The organism is Nonomuraea sp. CA-143628, from assembly GCF_050942315.1.
GTDB lineage: Bacteria > Actinomycetota > Actinomycetes > Streptosporangiales > Streptosporangiaceae > Nonomuraea.
Map to the genome: position 1 here is coordinate 6,986,519 of NZ_CP192072.1, position 18,033 is coordinate 7,004,551.

The 18,033-nt window shown below is 69.4% G+C and carries 20 protein-coding genes; 9 read left to right on the plus strand and 11 right to left on the minus strand.

Annotation, left to right across the window (positions count from 1 at the left end):
* Positions 1-85: 85 nt before the first annotated feature.
* From ACQP2T_RS32035 to ACQP2T_RS32045, 3 genes are read left to right on the plus strand one after another with little or no spacing between them, the layout of a single operon-like run.
* Positions 86-703: a DedA family protein gene (locus ACQP2T_RS32035; protein ID WP_433508630.1), complete on the plus strand. Its 618-nt coding sequence runs from the start codon at positions 86-88 to the stop codon at positions 701-703.
* Complete coding sequence (locus ACQP2T_RS32040) at positions 687-1,775, plus strand: sensor histidine kinase (protein ID WP_433508631.1); 1,089 nt, start codon at positions 687-689, stop codon at positions 1,773-1,775. Before ACQP2T_RS32035 ends, ACQP2T_RS32040 begins: the two co-directional genes overlap by 17 nt.
* Complete coding sequence (locus ACQP2T_RS32045; RefSeq protein WP_225292671.1) at positions 1,766-2,410, plus strand: response regulator; 645 nt, start codon at positions 1,766-1,768, stop codon at positions 2,408-2,410. Before ACQP2T_RS32040 ends, ACQP2T_RS32045 begins: the two co-directional genes overlap by 10 nt.
* A 153-nt stretch (positions 2,411-2,563) precedes the next feature.
* On the opposite strand, the gene ACQP2T_RS32050 is transcribed toward ACQP2T_RS32045, so the two are convergent.
* Positions 2,564-3,556 carry a magnesium and cobalt transport protein CorA gene (locus ACQP2T_RS32050; protein WP_433508632.1) on the minus strand — a complete coding sequence of 331 codons (993 nt, stop codon included), beginning with the start codon at positions 3,554-3,556 and terminating at the stop codon, positions 2,564-2,566.
* Between the two features lie 303 nt (positions 3,557-3,859).
* On the opposite strand from ACQP2T_RS32050, the gene ACQP2T_RS32055 reads away from it, so the two are divergent.
* The gene (locus ACQP2T_RS32055; protein WP_433508633.1) at positions 3,860-4,186 is read left to right on the plus strand and encodes a DMT family transporter; all 327 of its coding nucleotides are present in this window, start codon (positions 3,860-3,862) and stop codon (positions 4,184-4,186) included.
* Complete coding sequence (locus ACQP2T_RS32060) at positions 4,183-4,758, plus strand: TetR/AcrR family transcriptional regulator (RefSeq protein WP_433508634.1); 576 nt, start codon at positions 4,183-4,185, stop codon at positions 4,756-4,758. Before ACQP2T_RS32055 ends, ACQP2T_RS32060 begins: the two co-directional genes overlap by 4 nt.
* A gap of 99 nt (positions 4,759-4,857) precedes the next feature.
* Here ACQP2T_RS32060 and ACQP2T_RS32065 read toward each other — a convergent pair whose 3' ends face one another.
* The 5 genes from ACQP2T_RS32065 to ACQP2T_RS32085 all read right to left on the minus strand — a co-directional run bounded on the left by ACQP2T_RS32065 (position 4,858) and on the right by ACQP2T_RS32085 (position 9,138).
* Positions 4,858-6,399: an FAD-dependent monooxygenase gene (locus ACQP2T_RS32065; RefSeq protein ID WP_433508635.1), complete on the minus strand. Its 1,542-nt coding sequence runs from the start codon at positions 6,397-6,399 to the stop codon at positions 4,858-4,860.
* The gene (locus tag ACQP2T_RS32070) at positions 6,396-6,719 is read right to left on the minus strand and encodes a hypothetical protein (protein WP_433508636.1); all 324 of its coding nucleotides are present in this window, start codon (positions 6,717-6,719) and stop codon (positions 6,396-6,398) included. The genes ACQP2T_RS32065 and ACQP2T_RS32070 overlap by 4 nt, the downstream gene beginning before the upstream one ends.
* 12 nt (positions 6,720-6,731) lie before the next feature.
* Positions 6,732-8,015, minus strand: a complete 1,284-nt coding sequence (locus ACQP2T_RS32075; protein WP_433508637.1) for an erythromycin esterase family protein — start codon at positions 8,013-8,015, stop codon at positions 6,732-6,734.
* 66 nt (positions 8,016-8,081) lie between these two features.
* Entirely contained in the window at positions 8,082-8,477 is a 396-nt protein-coding gene (locus ACQP2T_RS32080; RefSeq protein WP_433508638.1) for a DUF3224 domain-containing protein, read from the minus strand.
* Positions 8,470-9,138 (minus strand): CatB-related O-acetyltransferase, encoded by a 669-nt coding sequence (locus ACQP2T_RS32085; protein ID WP_433508639.1) that lies wholly within the window; start codon positions 9,136-9,138, stop codon positions 8,470-8,472. Before ACQP2T_RS32085 ends, ACQP2T_RS32080 begins: the two co-directional genes overlap by 8 nt.
* Positions 9,139-9,366: 228 nt before the next feature.
* Here ACQP2T_RS32085 and ACQP2T_RS32090 point away from each other — a divergent pair, with 228 nt between their 5' ends.
* Positions 9,367-10,002 (plus strand): TetR/AcrR family transcriptional regulator, encoded by a 636-nt coding sequence (locus ACQP2T_RS32090; protein WP_433508640.1) that lies wholly within the window; start codon positions 9,367-9,369, stop codon positions 10,000-10,002.
* A 100-nt stretch (positions 10,003-10,102) separates the two neighbouring features.
* Here the strand turns inward: ACQP2T_RS32090 and ACQP2T_RS32095 are convergent, their stop codons facing one another.
* A complete protein-coding gene (locus tag ACQP2T_RS32095) occupies positions 10,103-10,708 on the minus strand; it encodes a TetR family transcriptional regulator (protein ID WP_433508641.1) in 606 nt (201 codons plus the stop codon).
* Between the two features lie 111 nt (positions 10,709-10,819).
* On the opposite strand from ACQP2T_RS32095, the gene ACQP2T_RS32100 reads away from it, so the two are divergent.
* On the plus strand, positions 10,820-11,776 hold the full coding sequence (locus ACQP2T_RS32100; RefSeq protein WP_433508642.1) for an aldo/keto reductase: 957 nt from the start codon (positions 10,820-10,822) through the stop codon (positions 11,774-11,776).
* Between the two features lie 228 nt (positions 11,777-12,004).
* On the opposite strand, the gene ACQP2T_RS32105 is transcribed toward ACQP2T_RS32100, so the two are convergent.
* Both ACQP2T_RS32105 and ACQP2T_RS32110 read right to left on the minus strand, forming a co-directional pair.
* A complete protein-coding gene (locus ACQP2T_RS32105) occupies positions 12,005-12,832 on the minus strand; it encodes a MarR family winged helix-turn-helix transcriptional regulator (protein WP_433508643.1) in 828 nt (275 codons plus the stop codon).
* 224 nt (positions 12,833-13,056) lie between these two features.
* A complete protein-coding gene (locus tag ACQP2T_RS32110; protein ID WP_433508644.1) occupies positions 13,057-14,244 on the minus strand; it encodes a cytochrome P450 in 1,188 nt (395 codons plus the stop codon).
* A 224-nt stretch (positions 14,245-14,468) separates the two neighbouring features.
* On the opposite strand from ACQP2T_RS32110, the gene ACQP2T_RS32115 reads away from it, so the two are divergent.
* Positions 14,469-15,197 (plus strand): MarR family transcriptional regulator, encoded by a 729-nt coding sequence (locus ACQP2T_RS32115; RefSeq protein WP_433508645.1) that lies wholly within the window; start codon positions 14,469-14,471, stop codon positions 15,195-15,197.
* A gap of 10 nt (positions 15,198-15,207) precedes the next feature.
* Here ACQP2T_RS32115 and ACQP2T_RS32120 read toward each other — a convergent pair whose 3' ends face one another.
* On the minus strand, positions 15,208-15,801 hold the full coding sequence (locus ACQP2T_RS32120; protein WP_357956963.1) for a helix-turn-helix domain-containing protein: 594 nt from the start codon (positions 15,799-15,801) through the stop codon (positions 15,208-15,210).
* Positions 15,802-15,831: 30 nt separating this feature from the next.
* Complete coding sequence (locus ACQP2T_RS32125; protein WP_433508646.1) at positions 15,832-16,803, minus strand: transcriptional regulator; 972 nt, start codon at positions 16,801-16,803, stop codon at positions 15,832-15,834.
* Between the two features lie 60 nt (positions 16,804-16,863).
* Here ACQP2T_RS32125 and ACQP2T_RS32130 point away from each other — a divergent pair, with 60 nt between their 5' ends.
* Entirely contained in the window at positions 16,864-18,030 is a 1,167-nt protein-coding gene (locus tag ACQP2T_RS32130) for an MFS transporter (protein ID WP_433508647.1), read from the plus strand.
* Positions 18,031-18,033 lie beyond the last annotated feature (3 nt).

Here is an 18,033-nt window from a genome sequence, read left to right on the forward strand (position 1 = left end):
TACGAATCACCCTGTGGTTTACCACAGCCCAGATCTGCCGCCCGCCTCATTACCACCACTTTGGATCTTGATTAGCCTCTAGAACATGACTGAATGGCTCATCGCGCTGATGGAGACTCTGGGCGCCCCTGGGGCGGGCCTGGCGATCGCGCTGGAAAACCTGTTCCCGCCGCTGCCCAGCGAGGTGATCCTGCCGCTGGCGGGCTTCACCGCCAGCAGGGGCGAGATGGACCTGCTCGAGGTGCTGGTGTGGACCACGGCGGGGTCGGTGTCCGGGGCGCTGGCGCTCTATTGGGTGGGCGCGCTGCTCGGCCGCCGCCGCACGCTGGCCATCGCCGCCAAGCTGCCGCTGGTGAAGGTCTCCGACATCGAGAAGACCGAGGCGTGGTTCCTCAAGCACGGCCAAAAAGCGGTCTTTTTCGGGCGGATGATTCCCATCTTCCGCAGCCTGATCTCCATCCCGGCGGGGGTTGAGCGGATGCCGCTGCTCACGTTCACCCTGTTGACGACCGTCGGCAGCCTCATCTGGAACACCGTGTTCGTGCTCGCCGGCTACTACCTGGGCGAAAACTGGTCGCTGGTGGAGGCATACGTGGGAGTCGGCACCAACGTGGTGATCGGCGTGGTCGTGCTGGCGGTGCTCGTGTTCATCGGTGTGCGAGTGGCGGAGCGGCGCAAGGGGCGGCATGCGTCCCGTCGCTGAGGGCCTGCGGCTGCTGGCGGCGGTGTCGCTGGGCGCCGCCACCGCTCTGGTCGACGTGGTGTTCCTGGTGATGGCGCTGCCCTTCCTGGACACTCCCAACACGCGGGCGGCGGCCCGGCGGCTGGTCCTGCTGGAGATCCGGCGCCTGCGTCTGGACGCGACGGAGTTCGACGTGGGCGGGCGGGCCCCGCGCTATCTGGCGCTCCGCGTTCCGGCGGGCTTGCTGGGCGGGCTGGTCGTGGGGCTGCTCCTGCTCGGGGTGGTGACGGTCGGCCGGCTCGCCTGGGCCTGGGCCGGCGGCGACACCTTCGACGGCATCGCACCCACCTTGCCGATCCTGCTCTATTTCACCCTGGCCGGGATCCTGCTGCTCTTCCTGAACCTGTCGGGCCTGGTGGGCGTGCATTCACTCGAACGGCGGCTGGCCCAGCGCGTGCTCGGCCCCGACCCCACCGAGAGGCTCGAGCGCAGGATCGTCGAGCTGGCCGAGAGCCGGGCCGGGATCGTGGCGGCCGTCGACTCCGAACGCCGCCGGATCGAACGCGACCTGCACGACGGCCTCCAGCAGCGCCTGGTCGCCCTGTCGATGTTGATCGGCCGATCCCGGCGCGGCCGTCCCGAGCTGCTGAACCAGGCTCATGAGGAAGCACAGCAGGCGCTGGCCGAGCTGCGTGAGGTGGCCTGGCGGGTCTACCCGAGCGGCCTGGACTCCCTCGGCCTCGGCGAGGCGCTGGCGGGGGTTGCCGAGCGATCGAGCGTGCCGGTCAAGGTGTCCTGCGAGCTGGCCGCGCGCCCGCCGATGGGGGTGGAGACGGCCGCCTACTTCGTCGTCTGCGAGGCGGTCACCAACGCCGCCAAGCACGCCGGAGCCACGTTCATCACCGTTGACGTGCACCGGGAGGGCACAATGATCGTCGTGCGGGTCGAGGATGACGGCCGGGGCGGCGCGAGCGCCTCGGGAAGCGGGCTGTCGGGGCTGGCGCGCCGGGTGGCGGCCCTCGACGGCAGGTTCGAGCTGACCAGCCCGGCGGGCGGCCCGACGACGATCGTGGCGGAGCTGCCGTGCGGGTGATCCTGGCCGAGGACTCGACGCTGCTGCGCGAGGGCCTGCTGCGACTGCTCGTGGAGGAGGGCCACGAGGTGCCCGCCGCCGTGGGCGACGGTCCCGCCCTGGTCGAAGCGGTGGCCGCGCACGAGCCCGACATCGTGGTGGTCGACGTACGGATGCCGCCGACCCACACCGACGAGGGCCTGCGCGCCGCACTGGAGATCAGGCGCCGCTGGCCCACCGTCAAGGTCCTGGTCCTTTCGCAGTATGTGGAGAAGAAGTACGCCACGGAGCTGATGAGCGGTGACGTGGAAGGCGTCGGCTACCTGCTCAAGGACCGGGTGGCGCAGGTGGCCGACTTCCTCGACGCGCTCGACCGGGTGGGCGCCGGGGGAGCGGCGTTCGATCCCGAGGTCGTACGCCAGCTGCTGGCCCGCACCACCCAGCTCGATCCGCTGGCCCGCCTCACCCCTCGGGAGCGCGACGTGCTCGAACGCATGGCCCAGGGCCTGACGAACGCCTCGATAGCCCAGGCCATGCACGTGTCACAGAGCGCTGTGGAGAAGCACGTCAATTCGCTCTTCGACAAGCTCGGCCTGTCACACCACACCGGCTACAGCCGCCGCGTGCTGGCCGTGCTGCGCTTCCTGGAGTCGTGACCCGATTTCCGCCTCGTTCCCGGCAGGCCGCGCGGCTTGCTCAGGGCACAGGACCGGAGCCGCGGGGGTCGAGCAGGATGAGGATGGTCAGCAAGACGATCCAGGCGAGAATCGCGGCCATGAGGAGCCGGCCCAGCGAGAAGTTGGCGGGTTTCACAGCCACCCGCTCTTGCGCAGCAACCGATGGACGATGAACGTGGCGATGACCATGACGCTCAGGCTGAGCGGGTAGCCGAGCAGCCAGTGCAACTCCGGCATGTGGTCGAAGTTCATGCCGTAAATCCCGGCGATCATGGTCGGGACGGCGATAAGGGCCGCCCACGAGGAGATCTTGCGCATGTCGATGTTCTGCTGAATGGCCGCCGCGCTCTGCTCCCGGCTCACGAGGGCCAGATGCGCGCTCAGGGCGCTGGTGAGCAGTTCGTTGTGCTCGTCGACCTGAGCGTCCACGCGGAGCAGGTGGTCCAGGACATCACGGAATTGGTCGCGGACGGCGATGCACAACTCCACCCGGCCTTTGACGATCTCCTCCAGGACCGGCACCAGCGGATCTTGGGCGGTGCGGAACTCCAGCACCTCGCGCTTGAGGGAGTAGATGTCCTCGGTGACATCGGCCTGCTCGCCGCTGAAGACCCGTCGCTCCAGGACGATGAGGTCGTGTTCGACCTCGTGGGAGATCTGTGAGTACGTGTCGACGACCTGATCGCAGATCGCGTAGAGCACCCCGGAAGGCCCGGCGGCCAGCAGGTCGGGGTCGGATTCGATGCGCCGGCGCACCCCGGTCAGCGGGTTGGCCTTGCCGTGGCGGACGCTGATGACGAAGTCGCCGCCCAGGAACAGGTTGATCTCGCCGACCTCGATGTCAGAGCTTTCCTCCACGTACAGCAGCGGCTTGAGCACCACGAACAGGGTGTCGTCATAGCGTTCGAGCTTGGGCCGCTGATGGGCATGGATGGCGTCTTCCACGGCCAGGGGATGCAGCTTCACCTCGCGGGTGATGAGGTCGAACTCCTCCTGGGTGGGCTCGTGCAGGCCGATCCACAAGAAGCAGTCGCCTCTGGCTCGGGCGTCACCAAAGGCGTCACTGATGTCGCCGCTGATGGTCTCGCGCACGCCGTTGCAGTAGATCGCTTTGTCCACAATCACATCAGGCATTCTGACCCATCCCAACAACCCTCCCAACTTCTTCGCCGAGCCCGGGGCCCGCCCTACGGTCATCGCCGCTCTCCGGTGTATGAGAGCGCCCGGGTCTGCGAGCAGGGCGTCGAGGGCGCCCGGGTTTGCGAGCAGGGCATAGCCCACCTCGACGCGCAACGCCGATCGCCCTGATGGCGATCCCCTTCCGGCAGCCTTTGACCGCGCCTTCTCCTGCCCTGCCCTGATGGAAGGCCGCCGCCGAGTTTCGTGTACGTTTGTACATGTACAGACGTACACGAAGGGTGTCTGATCATGGTGATGTACGCGTTCCTGGCGTTGGCTATCGTGGCGGAGGTGGTGGGCACCAGCCTGTTGAAGAGCACGGAGGGGTTCACCCGGCTGTGGCCGACGGTGGCTTGCCTGGCCGCCTACGTGGTGGCGTTCGTGGCGCTGTCGCAGGGGATCGCGCGGGGAATGCAGATCGGAGTGGCCTACGCGGTGTGGGCCGGGCTGGGCACGGCGCTGATCGTGATGATCGGCGTACTGTTCCTGGGTGAGCCGATCTCGGCGACCAAGCTGCTCGGGGTCGCACTGGTGATCGCCGGAGTGATCACATTGAATCTGAGAGGGGCGCATTGAGCGAAACCGGGAGGGGCGCATCGAGCCGCCGCGATCCGTCCGGCCGGCGTCGCGTCATCGTCGAGGCCGCCGCCGGACTCATTGCCGGGGAAGGCATCAGCGGCCTCACCCACCGCAAGGTCGCCGCGGCCGCCGATGTCCCCCTGGGCTCTACCACCTACTACTTCACCGACTTGGCCGACCTCGTCCAAGCGGCTCTGGAACACATCGCCGCCCTTTCTCGCCAGAGCCTGGAGGAGATGGCCCGTGACCTGCGGGAGGCCACCGACCTGGCCGCCGCCCTGGCCGAGCTCACCACCGCCTACCTCGCCGCGCCCCAGAGCCACCGCACACAAGACGAGCTGTACCTGGCCGCCAGCTACCGGCCCGAACTCCGGCCCGCCGCCCGTCTGTGGTTCGACGGCCTGACTGACCTGCTCGCCCCCCGCACCGGCCATGCCGCCGCCCAGACCATAGCCGCTTTCATCGACGGCGTTTTCCTCCACGCTCTCATCCACGACCAGCCCCTCGACACCGCCACCCTCACCACCGCCTTGTCCGCCCTCATCGCCACCGGCGACCACAAACCCTGATAGAGGGTGCCAAGTACGAGAGAAAGGGGAATCAGCGTGATCTGGCGTAGAACCCCGGACATTTACCCCCGGAAGGAAAACGGCAGCGCGGAAGGGCCTTCAGGCTCGAGCGGCTGACGGTGTGCCGAACCAGTCGGAGAGTGCTTCGCGCAGCGCGGGTGTAGCGGTGTCAGTGGGTTCGTCGAGGGTGGCGGCCCAGGCGATGTGGGCGTCGGGGCGGATCAGCAGGGCGTCGGCGGGTCTCTGGTCGGTTTTGGCGGTGTGGATGTCGACGCGTTGCCCCCACTCTTGGGCAATTTCGCGGAGTTCTGGGCGGTCGGCGAGGTCGAGGAGGATGGGCCGGGCGGGGTGCAGGAGGTCGGCGACGCTGGTCATGCCCTGGTCGGTGTGCAGGGGGAGGTTGGGGGCGAAGGTGCCGGTCAGCGGGTGGGGGTGGGTGCCGGGCATCGGGTAGCGGATGTCGGTGCCGGCGACCAGTGCTCCCATGCGGCGCAGCGGCTGCTCGTCGGTGAGCAGTTCCTGGAAGACTTCTCGGAGTGCTTCGGCGGCTGGGTCGTGTCCGCGTCGCAGTGCCACCTGGGCTCGGGTGTGCAGCATGGTGCGGGCGCCGGCGTGGTGGCGTTCGGTGTGGTAGGTGTCCAGCAGGCCGGTCGGTGCGTGACCGTGGATGTCGGCGGCCAGTTTCCAGGCCAGGTTGACCGCGTCGAGCATGCCGGCGTTGAGTGCCACGCCGGTGGCGGGGAACAGGTGTGCCGCGTCACCGGCCAGCAGGATCCGCCCGTGGCGGTAGCGTTCGGCATGGCGGGCTTTGAAGGTGAAGCGCGACAGTCGGTGTGCTTCTCCCACGGGTAGCTCTGCGCCGAGCACGCGGCGGATGCTGTCTTGGAGTTCGGTCACCGTCATCGGTATGTCGTCGTCGTATTCGGTGTTTTCATCCTCGATGGTGTAGAGCGAGACGTTCGGGGAGCCGGGTGACGAGCCGCAGCCGAACAGGCCATGGTCGGTCCGGGTGAAGCCCGCGTGGATGGTGCCGAAGCCGGGTACGTCGAGATCGCCGTTGCCGAGTACGGTCACCGTGTCGGGCAGGGTGACCTGGGCCAGCCGGTTGACCTCCGGGTAGACGGTGCCCGGGAAGCCGATGCCGGCCCAGTCGCGGACCCGGCTGCGTGCGCCGTCACACCCGACGAGGTGCTGGGCGTTGATCCGGTACGGTCCGTCCGGGCCCCGTACGTCCACGGTCACCGCGGCCTCGTCCTGGCTCACCGCTGTCACCTCGTGTCCGCGGCGGACGTCGGCGCCGAGTTCGCCGGCGCGTTCGTCCAGGAGCCGCTCCAGCAGTTGCTGCGGCAGTGGCAGGGCGTGCAGCGGGGGGTCTGCCAGCTGGGTGAGGTCCAGGTGCACACCGCCGAAGGGGAAGCGGGGCGCCGGGATGGGGTCGGTGCAGGCGGCTTCGAAGCGCGCCAGCAGGCCCCGGTAGCGCAGCAGTTCCAGGATCTGCCCGCCCAGGCCACCGGCCTTGGGGGTGTCGCGGCGGTGCGGCTGCCGCTCCAGCACCAGTGGCCGTACCCCGGCCAGGCGCAGTTCGGCGGCCAGCATCAGGCCGGTCGGGCCGGCTCCCACGATGATCACGTCGGCGTTCATGATTGGTCACTTTCCTTGCGGGCTTTCGTCGCATCCTCGCGCGACCTGATCGTCAACAACATGTCGGTGAGTTCTGGCCTCGGCCGGCGGCCGTCCTGCGGATCGACCGACTCGCTCCAGCCGGTGTCACCCCGGTGATGCGGCGCGCTGGTGGTGAGCACGGTGATGCGCTCGTGCGGGTTGAGCTGGTTCAGTCCGGTGGCCGCCTTCCAGGGCAGGACCGCGACCGCCGGCCCACCCGTGCCCGAGCGGCGCCCGCCCGCCTTGTGTAACTCACCCAGCAGCGGCGGCGTGGCCGGGGTGGGATCGCGATGCGTCATATCGACGTCCCCTCAACGGGCGACATCGTCGGCCACGGTGGAGATCGGGGTGCTGAGGATGCCGTCGAACGCGTCGAGGATGGGGGTGTGCAGGTAGGCGCTCTGGATTCGGATGCGGTCGGGGGCCGCGGCAGGGCCGCTCTCGTGGCGGGCGCGGCGGAGGTCGGCGAGGCTGAGCCCGAGATCGGCGTCGGCGAAGGCGGCCTCGATGCTGCCCGGCTCGGGCGGTTGCAGCGCGGTGTCGTCGATGGTGAAGCCGAAGCGCGCGTTCTCGTCGGGGCGCATGTCGGCGGTCTGCCCGGTGACGCTGGTCAGGGCGAGGGCGAGGTAGTCATCGCCCAGCCAGTGGTGCAGGTGCTGCCCCATCGGCAGCCCGGTGAGGTGACCGTTGAAGGAGACCGGCGTCTTCTGGATGTGGGCGTTGTGGGCCGCCAGCACGATGCGGGTCCCGGGTTCGAAGCGCTCCAGGTGCCACAGGACCGACCCGGCCATGTAGACGTCCCGGGCCGAGGTGTCGGCGGTCCACCCGGTTCCGGCGAACAGGCCGGCCATGGCACGAAAGCCGTAGTCGGCGTGGCAGGCGGCCTCCAGGCGGCGCAGGGCGATGTCGTAACCGTGCTGGTCCCCACGAGAGACGTACAGCAGCTCGACCGCACGGAACCGGATGAGCAGCCGCATCAGGATCGCGCTGAGAGCGTCCTGCTCGGCGGCGGCCAGGCGGGTCCAGGCCGGTGCGGCCGAGGCCGCGGAAGCGCCGGCGAACGACTCGGCGATCCGCATCGCCTGCTGAATCATCGGCAGGACTTCGGGATCGATCTCGCGCAGGTAGTCGGCGACCGGGGCCAGCGCGGGAAGCAAGGACCCGCCGGCCGCCGGGATGTCGATCCCGGCGAAACGGACCGGCGCCGTGGCTGTTGCGTTGTGCCGGCGCATCCAGCGCAGCGGCTCATCGACTCCCACCGGGATCGCCGCGGCGAGATGAGCCGCCAGCTCATCGTCTGCCCCCTCTCCCTGGGCCCAGGCGTCCAAGGGGAAGCCTTCGCTGAAGCCGTACTCGAAGGCCAGGACGGTGAAACCGCAGCGCTCGGCCAGGAACCGCAGGATGCGCCGGCGCAGGAGCGAGAACTCGGTGATGAAGTGGGAGTTCTCGCCGATCGCCACGACACGGGCGTCGCCGATGAGGTCGCGTAACGGCTCCAGATCATCGAGCGGCGCCTCAGGGTCGAGGTGGGTGAGCGGGGCGGCATGGCCGCGAAGCCAGTCGGCGAACGGGTGGGGATGGGACGAAACAGGCATGCTGATAGCTCGATTCCGAAGTCATGAAGTGAGACAGGGTCATGGCCGGCCATGGGTCAAGTGATCTCACAACGTATAGACCAGCGTGAGCACTTGGAACTCGCGCTCCATCGCCCGACCGGCGATCACGGCGAGTTCTCCCGTCCCCGAGTTCGGGACGATCCTTCCTTCGCTGCTCTGGTCGGCTCCATCGGCCAGCCCCCAGTGCTGGATGACGAAGGTGCCCTGGCGACCATTGAGCGTGCCTTCGATGCGCTCCGAGGCGACATAGCCACCGCCGGCACCGCCCTGGGCGGTGAGCACCTCGGCAACACCCGTTCCTTCGATCACGCCCTGGTAGCGCTTCCGGATCGTGACCCGGGTCAGCTTGGGCCCCTCAGCATGCTCGTCGTACACGCTCTCGTCGAACTCGACGATCTCAAACGTCGCTTCGACGGCGTGCTCTGCCTGCGGGTCACTCATGACGACTCGATTCCCAGGTGCTGAGAGCGGACGCCGTCTTCTCCAGGTCGTCGATGCTGCCGGACATGATCGTGCGGATGTGGTCGGTGATGTGCTGGAGCGGCCAGTCCCACCAGGACACCGCCAACAGGCGGTCGATGTCGGCGTCGCTGTAGCGGCGGCGGATGAGCCTGGCGGGGTTGCCGCCGACGATGCCGTAGTCGGGGACGTCCTCGACCACGACGGAGCCGGAGGCGACGATCGCCCCGTGGCCGATGCGGACGCCGGGCATCACCAGGGACCCGTAGCCGAGCCACACGTCATTACCCACCACGGTGTCACCCCGTCCGGGCAGTCCGGTGATGAGGTCGAAGTGCTCGGCCCAGGAACCGCCCATGATCGGGAAAGGGAACGTCGAGGGGCCGTCCATGCGGTGGTTGGCGCCGTTCATGATGAACCGCACCCCCTCGCCCAGCGCGCAGAACTTCCCGATGACCACCTTTTCCGGCCCGTACTGGTAGAGCACGTTGCGGGTCTCGAACGCGGTCGGATCATCCGGGTCGTCGTAATAGGAGAACTCCCCGGCCTCGATCAGCGGTGAGGTGACCAGCGGTTTCAGCAGCACCACCCGCGGCTGCTCGGGCATGGGACGCACCACGGTCGGGTCGGCAGGAAGGGGCATCACAAATCGTTTCTCTCCGAAGAGGTGGAGGCGGAGAACGTCAGGCCTCGTCGCCTCGGCATCGTGCACGTAGCACGTTGAGGTAGAACACACTGCCCTTGCAGTCCTCGGGGACGGGCTTCGACCTGGCCGCTCTTATCGGTACGGAACGCACCGTGCCGATAAGATGATGTCCAACAGGGCTTGGGATGTCAAGTACGGAACGTACCGTACCGATAGGGTGTTGGCATGACCGATACTCCCCACCGTCGCGGCGCCGACCGGACCGAGGCCATCATGCGGACCACGCTGGAGCTCGGCCAGGAGATCGGCTACGCCAAACTGAGCATTGAAGCGGTCGCCGCCCGTGCGGGCGCGAGCAAGCAGACCATCTACCGCCGATGGTCATCCAAGGGAGCCATGCTGCTCGACTCGCTGTTGTCGCTGAACAAGTCCGGCCTGGACTATCCCGACACCGGCGACATCGCCGCCGACCTGCGCGCGCAGATCTACGCGGCCGTCGATCTGCTGGCCAGGCCACCCTTCGGTCCCTTGCTCAAGGCCCTGATCGGCGAGGCCCAGTACGATCCCCAGGTCGCCGCCACGCTCAACGAGCGCCTCATCACCCCGCAGGCGGACAAGACCGTCGCCCGGCTGAGGGCGGCCCGCGACCAGGGCCAGCTGTCACCCGGCTTCGACCTCGATCTGGCGATGGCGATCCTGTCCGGCCCGCTGTACTTCCAGCTCCTGATCACTCAGGAAGAACTGACCTATGAGTACGTCGACCGGATCCTCGACGCCCTGTTCGCCGGAATGGGCCCCCCGCCACGTACGCAGGAATCTCGTGTCAGGCCGCCGAGCTCGCCGGCCTCACCCGTTTCATAGGCGAACGCTGTTTCATATGTCGATGCCGCCCGCCGCGCGGAGCCAACCCGATGGACCGTCGATCGAGACGGTCGCATGACGAAAAACCCGGGAGACCCCTCTAGCTTGGGGCACTGCCCGGCCGCGGGGCCGGTGGGAAGAGGGTACGGACGGCGCGGACGACGGCGGCTCGGCGGGCGGCGAGGGAGGGGTCGGCGGCGGCCCGCTGAGCGAGGGCGGCGAGTTCGGGCTGGCCGATCCAGGCGGTTGCGAGCTGGGTGATCAGGGACATCACGTCGACCGGGTCCCAGGCGGGGTCCAGGTCGCCCACCTGCTGGGCGCGGCGGATCGTCTCGACCTTGCCGAGGATGGCCCGGCTGTAGGGGTTGGGGGTTCCGTCGGCGGGATCGGCGCCCAGCTCCAGGCGTCCCCAGCTGACGAACCGGTAGCGGTCGGGATGGGCGGTGAAGTAGTCGAACAGCTGCCCCGCGTAGGCAGGCAGATCGGCCGGGTCCAGGTGGATGGCCTCGGCGGCCACCGCCAATTCCCGTGCCGCCACGTACCCGTAGAGCTCCTCCTTGCTGCGGAAGTACGCATAGACGCGTTCCTTGCTGCTGCGGGCGGCCTTGGCGATCCGGTCAACCCGGGCGCCGGCGATCCCGTGCCGGGCGAACTCGGCCTGGGCGGCGGCGACGATGCGGTCGCGGGTGGAGTCGGTACTCGCCATGCCCTTCACCTTAGTGAACCGAACCGTTCGGTTTGACCTGGTGGGTGTGCGGAGTAGTGTGAGCGGGTCAATACCAAACGGTTTGGTTTTGCCATTGTGAAGGGATCCGCCATGCAGCAGCGCACTCTGGGCCGCCAAGGTCTGGTCACCTCGGCCATCGGTTACGGCGCGATGGGCATCTCCTTCGCCTACGGACCCGGCGATGACGCCGAAGGGGTCGCGGCGATCCAGCGCGCTTACGAGCTGGGCGTCACCCATTTCGACACCGCCGAGCTCTACGGCTGGGGCGCCAACGAGAAGCTCGTCGGCAAGGTCGTCGCGCCCTTCCGGGACGACATCACGATCGCGACGAAGTTCGGCTTCACCCGCGAGTACGGCACCGACTCCCGCCCCGAGCACATCCGCGAGGTGCTCGACAACAGCCTGCGCCATCTCGGCGTCGACCACGTCGACGTGCTCTACCAGCACCGCGTCGACCCCCAAGTGCCGATCGAGGACGTCGCCGGGGCCGTGAAGGAGCTCATCGAGGCGGGCAAGGTGAAGTACTTCGGCCTGTCGGAAGCGGGCCCGCAGACTCTGCGCAAGGCCCACGCCGTACAGCCGGTGTCGGTCCTGCAGACCGAGTACTCGCTGTTCGAGCGCGAGGTGGAGCAGCTGTTCGGAGTTCTGCGGGAGCTCGGCATCGGGTTCGTGGCCTACTCCCCGCTGGGCCGCGGCTTCCTCACCGGCACCGCCCAGCCCGCCGGCGGCTACGACGCCACCGACATGCGCAACAACGACCCGCGCTGGCAGCCCGGCAACTTCGAGAAGAACCTGGAGGCCGTACGGCAGCTGACCGAGCTGGCCGCTGCCAAGGACGCGACCGCCGCCCAGTTGGCGCTGGCCTGGATCCTCGCCCAGGGCGAGGACATCATGCCGATCCCCGGCACCCGCAGCTCCCAGCGTGTGGCGGAGAACATCGCCGCCGCCGACCTCACCTTGACCACCGCCGACCTGGAGGCCATCGCCCAGATCCTGCCGAGTGGCGGCTTCGGCGCCCGCTACGCCCAAGTGCCTGTCTGGGTCTGACCACCACCTCGCCCCGTGGCCCGGTCGGCGGCGCGGCCGGGTCCGGGGGCAGCCGGCGGGCGGCCACTGGCTTCGTCCACCACTACCGCGCCCTGGCCGCCACCACGGCTTTCGAGCCAGGCAGGTCGGGCGCGATCACCCGGCCGTGGGCGCTCAGCTCGGCGATGGCACCCATCCTCATCGACGCACTGCCTGCCATGGGATGGACCAGCAGGTGGGTGGGCCCGCTCAGTTGTCGAAGGCCCATACCGCGGCGGCGATCGGCTCAAGCCCCGCGGCCAGCTCGTCGAGCTCGTCCGCACTGAGCACGTCGTACGCCGGCGCGGCCAGCTCGTCGGTGAGGGCCTCGATCCGCTGCCTGGTCTCCCGGCCGGCGTCGGTGAACCCGCCGGCGGCGTCCACGAGGCCGCGGCCGCGCAGCCCGTCGACCACGGCGGTAAGCCGTGCCTTGGGCAGGTGGTGGATCCGGCCGAACTCCTCCACCCTCATCCCGAGGGAAACAGCCATGAGGACGTGGGCCTCGGTGCCGCCGATGCCGTGGGCGAGAAGGGCGGCGTTGTGGCCGTCCCCACGGTGCTCCCGTAGCAGCGTCGCCGCGTGCCAGAGCCTGGCCACCGGCTCCTCGGGCACGTCGAGCGCCCGCAGCCCGGCGTACAGTGGTCGGCCCTCTGTCGGCGCGCTGACCGATGCTCGGGTGGCGAGGTCGGCGGCCCGCACCAGACCGGGCGAGTCGGCGAGCTCTCCGATCATTTGCCGCAGGGCGGCGGTGCTGCCCTGTTCGCGCACGGTGATTGCCTCCTGCGGGGTGATCTTTCCCCACACCCAGGGGATGTGGCGTGCCACCTCGCCGTCGGCGAAGTTGTAGAAGACCGCGTGTACCACCGCGGCCGGTGCCGGCCCCAGCGCCGCGGCGCGGCCCGCGAAGTATCCGTCCCAGTAGTTGCGCATGCCGAGGGCCAGGAACGCCTCGTTCACCACCTCGGAGAAGGTGACGGTGGCGATCGGCTCGACGAGCTCGAACATGCGGTGGATCTTGGCCTGTGGGTGCTGCCGCATCGGTCCGCATCTCCCTTGGTCGTGACGGTGCCCTCGTGGGCGACCGTTCACCCTGGCTACGAACGACGCGGCCCAGATACGACAACTCCGGTCGATAATTCTCGGTCGATTCTGCCAGGCAGCGTCGGGGTGTCACCAGGACTTGGTGGAACCGGGCCGTGACGAGCAGACCCGGGGCTTCCGCGAAGACCTAAGCCACCGGGCGCCGCTGCCTGAGGGCGTTCTCATCGCTCGTCCCAGGTGACCGGTAGCCGGTGCACGCCGTACACATCCGAGTGGGCGCGCAGCGGCACGTCCTCCGGCGGGATGGCCAGGCGCAGCGTCGGGAAGCGCGCAATCAGCGCGGGGAAGGCGACCCGCATCTCGACGCGGGCCAGTTGCTGGCCGAGGCACTGGTGGACGCCGTGGCCGAAGGAGGTGTGCCCGGCGGCGTTCCGGCGCAGGTCGAGGATGTCGGGGTCGGTGAACTTCGCCGGGTCGCGGTTGGCGGCCAGGGTTGAGACGACGACCGTGTCACCCGCCTTGATCAGCTGACCGTCCAGCTCGACGTCTTCCAGCGCCGCCCGCATCCCGCTGTGGACGATGCTCAGGTAGCGCAGCAGTTCCTCGACGGCCTGGTCGGTGATGCCCGGGTCGGCGCGCAGGGCGGCGAGCTGGCCGGGGTGGGACAGCAGGGCGAAGGTGCCCAGGGCGAGCATGTTGGCGGTGGTGTCGAGACCGGCGCCCAGCAGCAGTGCCCCGATGTTGGCGAGCTCCTCATCGGTGAGGTCGCCGGTGGTCAGGTCGCTGAGCAGGTCGTCGGTGGGTTCGGCGCGCTTGGCGAGTACGAGCTCGTGCAGGGTCTTCTGCAGCTCGGCGAAGGCGCCGTAGCGCTCCTCGACTGGGATGTCATGGTCGTTCACCGCCGCCGCGTGACGCTGGAAGGACTCGCGACCGGCGGAGGGAACGCCGAGCAGCTCGCAGATCATCAGCGCGGGGATGGGTTGCGCGTACGCCGTCACCAGGTCCACCGGCGGGCCCTGCCGCTCCATGGCGTCCAGGAGCTCGGCGGTGATCTGCTCGACGCGCTCGGTCAGCAGGCGCATCCGGCGGACGGTGAACTTCGCGGTGAGCAGGCCGCGGTAGCGGGTGTGCTCGGGCGGGTCCATCCCGATGAACATCCCGGGCGGCGCGGGCGGGGGATGCTCCATGGTGGATGCCGCGGGCAGCGGGGAGCGCATGAGCTCGTGCCGTGAGCTGAAGCGGGGGTCGGCCAGCACCGCGCGGACCAGGGCGTGGCTGGTGACCAGCCAGCCCATGTGCCCGTCGGGGAAGGCCAGCCGGCTCAGCGGCTGCCGCCGCCTCAGCTCCTCGGGCGGGTCGAAGGGACAGCCTGCGGGGCGTTCCATGAAAAGCCCGGCCGGGTCGGTCATCTTTGCTCCTTCAAGTCGAGATAGTACTCCTTCGGAACTCGCCAAAAGCTACGTTGCGTTCAATGTAAATGTCAATGTTCTCGACCGGATATTTTCGCATTGGCCCTGGTTAAATGCGACAAGAATTGCAATGGTTCTGCGCCTGAATGCAACTACCAAGTTGCAATGGAGTGCAAGCGAACGCAATAATGTCCATCGGATCGAGCCGCGGGAGGCGAAGACAGGTGCCAGGAGGCAGGCTGACCAATCAGGACCGCCGGCAGATCGCCGCAGGACTGGCCGATGGGCTCACCTACGCCGAGATCGCCAGGAGCCTCGGCCGGCCGACGTCGACGATCACACGGGAGGTCATGCGCAACGGTGGCTCTGGCGGCTACCGGGCCGATCAGGCGCATCAGGCGACCGAAGGGCGCGCGCGCCGTCGCCGGACCCCCTCGGCGCCGGCCGCGCCCGCCGCCACCGCCGCATACGGGCGTGACCCCAAAGCGGTGCACGACTTCACCGAACGCGTCACGGCGCTGCTGGCCCAGCAGGGACTCCCGCGCATGATCGCCAGAGTGCTGAGCTGCCTGTACGTCACCGACAGCGGCAGCCTCACCGCCGCCGAGCTGGTCCAGCGGCTACGGGTCAGCCCGGCGTCGGTCTCCATGGCCGTCGGTTACCTTGAGGAGCAGGGGCTGATCAGGCGCGAGCGCGACGCCCGGCGGCGGCGTGAGCGCTACGTCATCGACGAAGACGTCTGGTATCAGGCGTTCCTGATGAGCGCGCAGAGAAACCTCATGCTGGCCGAAACCGCCCTGGAGGGAGCCGAGATCCTGGGCGCCGCCACACCCGCCGGCGCCCGGTCAGAATATGTGGGCCAGTTCCTCAAGCACACGAGCGAGGACATGGTTCAGCTGGCCGAGCACTGGCGCAAGACGCTCGCGGCGAAGCGGCGCGCCGCGAGCACATGACGTGGACCGTTCACTTCCCGGTGGGCTGGGCGCGGACGTGGAGGCGTTCGCCCTGCGGGCCGAAGAGCGACAGCAGCTCGACCGGCTCGGGGCCGGCGTTGCCGAACCAGTGAGGGATGCGCGTGTCGAACTCGGCCACCTCGCCGGGCGTCAGGATCACGTCGTGCTCGCCGAGGACCAGGCGCAGCCGCCCGGCCAGGACGTAGAGCCATTCATAGCCCTCGTGTACGCGGGGGTCGGGCTCGGTACCGGGCCAGTTCGGCGGCATGACCTGCTTGAACGCCTGGAGCCCGCCGGGCCGGCGGGTGAGCGGGATGAAGGTGGAGCCGAAGCGCTGGAACGAGCGCAGCTGCACGCGCGGGTCCCCGGTGGGCGGCGCGTCGACGAGCTCGTCGAGTGTCACCTGATGGGCGCGTGCCAGGGGCAGCAGCAGTTCCAGGGTCGGCCGGCGCTGCCCGGACTCCAGCCGCGACAACGTGCTGATCGAGATGCCGGTCGAGTCCGACAGCTCGGTCAGGGTGGCTCCGCGCTGCTGGCGCAGGGTCCGCAGCCGTGGCCCGACGGCATGCAGAACGTCGTCCAGGGCCGGTCCGTCATCGTCCATGAAATCCACCTTGCCACAACGGCAAACACCTCAGCCGCCTGACTGCGCGCTCACCAGCACCTGCCCGGCGTCCGTACGGTCGTAGAACACCGACCGCCCGGCCCGTCGGCGGCGCACCAGCCGGGAGTCGAGCAGGACCTTGAGATGACGGCCCACCGAGCCCAGGCCCTGGCCGGTCAGCGCGACGAGTTGGGTCGTGCTCTTCGGGGTGTCGAGCAGCATCAGGACGCCCGCCCGCGCGGGCCCGAGCAGCCTGCCCAGCGCCTCGGGCACCGGCGCGCCACCGGTTTCGGCCAGCGCCCCGGAGCACGGGTACACCACGGCGTGCCGGTGCGCCGTGTCCCACGAGACCCAGGTCTGGCTCGGGGTGACGGGGACGAACATCAGCCGCGCGCCGGACAGCTCGCGCGGCGGGTAGTCGTACGTGCTGATCTGCAGCCGGCTCTCACCGAGCCAGCGCATGCCGGGGCGCATGTCGTCGAGGGTCGCCGCCCAGCCGCCCTGGCTCAGCCGCGCGGTGCGGGCGATGACGTCGGCCTCGATGACGCGCCGGCGGCGCGGCCAGTAGGGGAGCACCGTTTGCCGCCACACCCACTCCAGCACGTCGGCGGTGCGTCGCGGCAGGTCGCCGCGGTGCAGCCGGGCGGGCAGGGGGCCGCCGAGCGACACGGTCAGGTCCGCGCGGGCGGCCTCGGGCGGTGTGTCGCGGATGCGCGCGAGCTCCCGTTCGAAGACGGGCTCGGCGTCGTCAGAGGGGGTGGGGGTGAGGAAGTCGGCGTTCCAGTTGCGGCCCAGGGCGGCCCGGATGAGCAGCGCGGTGATCGGGTCGCGGGCCTGCCGCGCGCGGTAGGCGGGCAGGTGGGCGTCGAGCCACGCGTGCTCGCCCGGATGCGCGGCCGTGCCCCGCTCCAGGGTCTTCAGGCTCGCGGTGGCCTCGGCCAGGGGTGAGACGACGAAGCGGCTGCCCGCGAGCGTGTCCGCGTTGACCTGCCACCAGCCCATGGTTTCGCCCCCCTGCGAAACATTAACGCCTCGCCGGGGAAGCCCCCGACACTTTCCGCCATGCGCACCTATCGTGATCTTTTCCGGACGCCGGAGTTCACGCCGCTGTTCCTGACCGCCGCCGCGCAGGGGGCCGGGTACACGGTGAGCGGGCTGGCCCTGGGGACACTGATCTACTCGGCGACCGGGTCGCCGCTGCTGTCGGCTCTGGCCATGTTCGGCCCGTCCCTGGTTCAGGTGGTCGGGGCGGCCACGCTGCTGTCGGCGGCCGACCGGTTACCGCCACGGGCCGCGCTGACGGGTCTGACGCTGGTCTTCGGCCTGGTCACCGCCGCGCAGGCCATACCGGGGCTGGCGGTGTGGGCCGTCTTCGCCCTGCTGCTGGGGCAGGGGTTGATCGCCTCGCTGGGCGGGGGAGTGCGCTACGGGCTGCTCAACGAGATCCTCACGCGGGAGGGATACCTGCTCGGCCGCTCGATGTTCAACATGTCCGACGGCGCCGTGCAGATCTGCGGGTACGCGCTGGGCGGCGTGCTCGTGGCCGTCCTGTCGCCGCGCGGCGCGCTCCTGACCGGCGCGGCCCTGTACCTCGTCGCGGCGGCCGTGGCCCGCTTCGGCCTCAGCCGCCGGCCGCCGCGCGCCGCCGGACGGCCGTCGATCACCGAGACCTGGCGGGACAACGCCCGGCTGTGGTCGGCCAAGCCGCGCCGCTATGTCTACCTCGCCCTGTGGGTGCCCAACGGGTTGATCGTCGGCTGCGAGTCCCTTTTCGTGCCGTACGCGCCCGAGCAGGCGGGATTTCTGTTCGCCTGTGCCGCGCTCGGCATGCTGGCCGGTGACGTCGTGGCCGGCCGGTTCGTGCCGCCGCTGTGGAGGGAGCGGCTCCGGGTGCCGCTGTGCCTGCTGCTCGCCCTGCCGTACCTGATCTTCGTCCTGCGCCCGGCGCTGCCCGTCGCGGTGGCGGCGATCGTGCTCGCCTCGGCGGGGTACTCGGCGAGCCTGCTGCTCCAGGAGCGCCTGATGGCGCTGACCCCGGAGGAGCTGAGCGGGCACGCCCTGGGGCTGCACTCCTCGGGGATGGTCACCATGCAGGGCGTGGCCGCCGCACTCGCGGGTGCCGTCGCGCAGCTGACCTCGCCCGCGACGGCGATAACGGTGATGGCGGCGGCCTCGGTCGCGGTCACCCTGACGCTGGCCCCCGGACTGCGGCAGCCGGTACCCGTGTGACCG

What these genes read in the sequence shown, in the direction of transcription:
- ACQP2T_RS32035 (WP_433508630.1), top strand. Translation starts at nt 86, where the DNA reads ATGACTGAATGGCTCATCGCGCTGATGGAGACTCTGGGCGCCCCTGGG.
- ACQP2T_RS32040 (WP_433508631.1), top strand. Translation starts at nt 687, where the DNA reads ATGCGTCCCGTCGCTGAGGGCCTGCGGCTGCTGGCGGCGGTGTCGCTG.
- ACQP2T_RS32055 (WP_433508633.1), top strand. Translation starts at nt 3,860, where the DNA reads ATGGTGATGTACGCGTTCCTGGCGTTGGCTATCGTGGCGGAGGTGGTG.
- ACQP2T_RS32065 (WP_433508635.1), bottom strand. Translation starts at nt 6,399, where the DNA reads ATGAACGCCGACGTGATCATCGTGGGAGCCGGCCCGACCGGCCTGATG.
- ACQP2T_RS32070 (WP_433508636.1), bottom strand. Translation starts at nt 6,719, where the DNA reads ATGACGCATCGCGATCCCACCCCGGCCACGCCGCCGCTGCTGGGTGAG.
- ACQP2T_RS32075 (WP_433508637.1), bottom strand. Translation starts at nt 8,015, where the DNA reads ATGCCTGTTTCGTCCCATCCCCACCCGTTCGCCGACTGGCTTCGCGGC.
- ACQP2T_RS32080 (WP_433508638.1), bottom strand. Translation starts at nt 8,477, where the DNA reads ATGAGTGACCCGCAGGCAGAGCACGCCGTCGAAGCGACGTTTGAGATC.
- ACQP2T_RS32085 (WP_433508639.1), bottom strand. Translation starts at nt 9,138, where the DNA reads ATGCCCCTTCCTGCCGACCCGACCGTGGTGCGTCCCATGCCCGAGCAG.
- ACQP2T_RS32090 (WP_433508640.1), top strand. Translation starts at nt 9,367, where the DNA reads ATGACCGATACTCCCCACCGTCGCGGCGCCGACCGGACCGAGGCCATC.
- ACQP2T_RS32095 (WP_433508641.1), bottom strand. Translation starts at nt 10,708, where the DNA reads ATGGCGAGTACCGACTCCACCCGCGACCGCATCGTCGCCGCCGCCCAG.
- ACQP2T_RS32100 (WP_433508642.1), top strand. Translation starts at nt 10,820, where the DNA reads ATGCAGCAGCGCACTCTGGGCCGCCAAGGTCTGGTCACCTCGGCCATC.
- ACQP2T_RS32105 (WP_433508643.1), bottom strand. Translation starts at nt 12,832, where the DNA reads ATGCGGCAGCACCCACAGGCCAAGATCCACCGCATGTTCGAGCTCGTC.
- ACQP2T_RS32110 (WP_433508644.1), bottom strand. Translation starts at nt 14,244, where the DNA reads ATGACCGACCCGGCCGGGCTTTTCATGGAACGCCCCGCAGGCTGTCCC.
- ACQP2T_RS32120 (WP_357956963.1), bottom strand. Translation starts at nt 15,801, where the DNA reads ATGGACGATGACGGACCGGCCCTGGACGACGTTCTGCATGCCGTCGGG.
- ACQP2T_RS32125 (WP_433508646.1), bottom strand. Translation starts at nt 16,803, where the DNA reads ATGGGCTGGTGGCAGGTCAACGCGGACACGCTCGCGGGCAGCCGCTTC.
- ACQP2T_RS32130 (WP_433508647.1), top strand. Translation starts at nt 16,864, where the DNA reads ATGCGCACCTATCGTGATCTTTTCCGGACGCCGGAGTTCACGCCGCTG.